The 1349-nt window shown below is 64.5% G+C and carries 1 protein-coding gene; it reads left to right on the top strand.

All coding sequences use genetic code 11. The features are described from left to right. Positions 1-1349: YDG domain-containing protein (locus AC07VL_RS27980; protein WP_494808748.1), on the top strand; the 1349-nt coding region annotated here is incomplete at both ends.

Genomic DNA, 1349 nt, shown 5'->3' with positions numbered 1-1349 from the left:
TTGCTGGCCAACATCACGCCGAAGGCGCTGACGGTGAGCGGCGTGGTGGCGGCCAGCCGCGACTACGACGGCACGAAAGTCGCTGGCTTGACGGGCGGCGTTTTGCAGGGCCTGGTGGAGGGCGAAAGCCTGACCCTGTCCGGCTTGAATGGCAGCTTCGCCACGCCGAATGCGGGGAATAATATCGCGGTGACGGTCAGCGGCGCACAGCTGGCCAATGGCGCCGGCGGCCTGGCCAGCAACTACACGGTGGACAACCCGACCGGCTTGCTGGCCAACATCACGCCGAAGGCCCTGACGGTAAACGGCGTCACGGCCGGCAGCAAGGTCTATGACGGCACCTTCGATGTCAGCCTGTCGGGTGGCGCCCTGGGCGGCCTGGTCAACAATGAAACGCTGACGCTGTCCGGCTTGACGGGCAAGTTTGACGACAAGAATGCTGGCACGAATAAAGCCGTGACCGTCAGCGGCGCCAGCCTGGCGGACGGTACTGGCCTGGCCAGCAACTACACGGTCAGCAACCCGACCGGCGTGACGGCCAGCATCACGCCGAAGGCTCTGACGATGACGGGCCAGCTGGCCGGCAATAAAGTCTATGACGGCAATGTTCTGGCCAGCCTGTCCGGCGGTGTCTTGAGCGGCCTGGTGGGCGGAGAAACGCTGGGCTTTGGCGGCCAGACGGCCGTGTTCAGCGACAAGAACGCGGCCAACGGCAAGACCGTGACGGTAACGGGAACGACCCTGATCGATACCAGCACCGGCCTGGCCAGCAACTATACGGTCAGCAACCCGACCGGCTTGACGGCCAGCATCACGCCGAAGGCTCTGACGATGACGGGCCAGCTGGCCGGCAATAAGGTCTATGACGGCAATGTCCTGGCCAGCCTGTCCGGCGGCGTCTTGAGCGGGCTGGTGGCCGGTGAGACGCTGGGCTTTGGTGGCCAGAGCGCCGTGTTCAGCGACAAGAACGCGGCCAATGGCAAAACCGTGACGGTAACGGGCACGACCTTGCTGGATACGGCGACTGGCCTGGCCAGCAACTATACGGTCAGCAACCCGACCGGCTTGACGGCCAGCATCACGGCCAAGGCCTTGACGGTGACGGGCCAGCTGGCGGGCAATAAGGTCTATGACGGCAATGCGCAAGCCAGCCTGTCCGGCGGCGTCTTGAATGGCCTGGTGGGCGGCGAAACGCTGGGCTTTGGTGGCCAGAGCGCGGTGTTTAGCGACAAGAACGCGGCCAATGGTAAAACCGTGACGGTAACGGGCACCACCTTGCTGGATACGGCGACTGGCCTGGCCAGCAACTATACGGTCAGCAACCCGACCGGCTTGACGGCCAGCATCAC

Source organism: Janthinobacterium sp. GW821-FHT03C08 (genome assembly GCF_059420905.1).
Note: the sequence above shows the minus strand (reverse complement) of the source record. Positions and strands in the feature narration are given on the sequence as shown.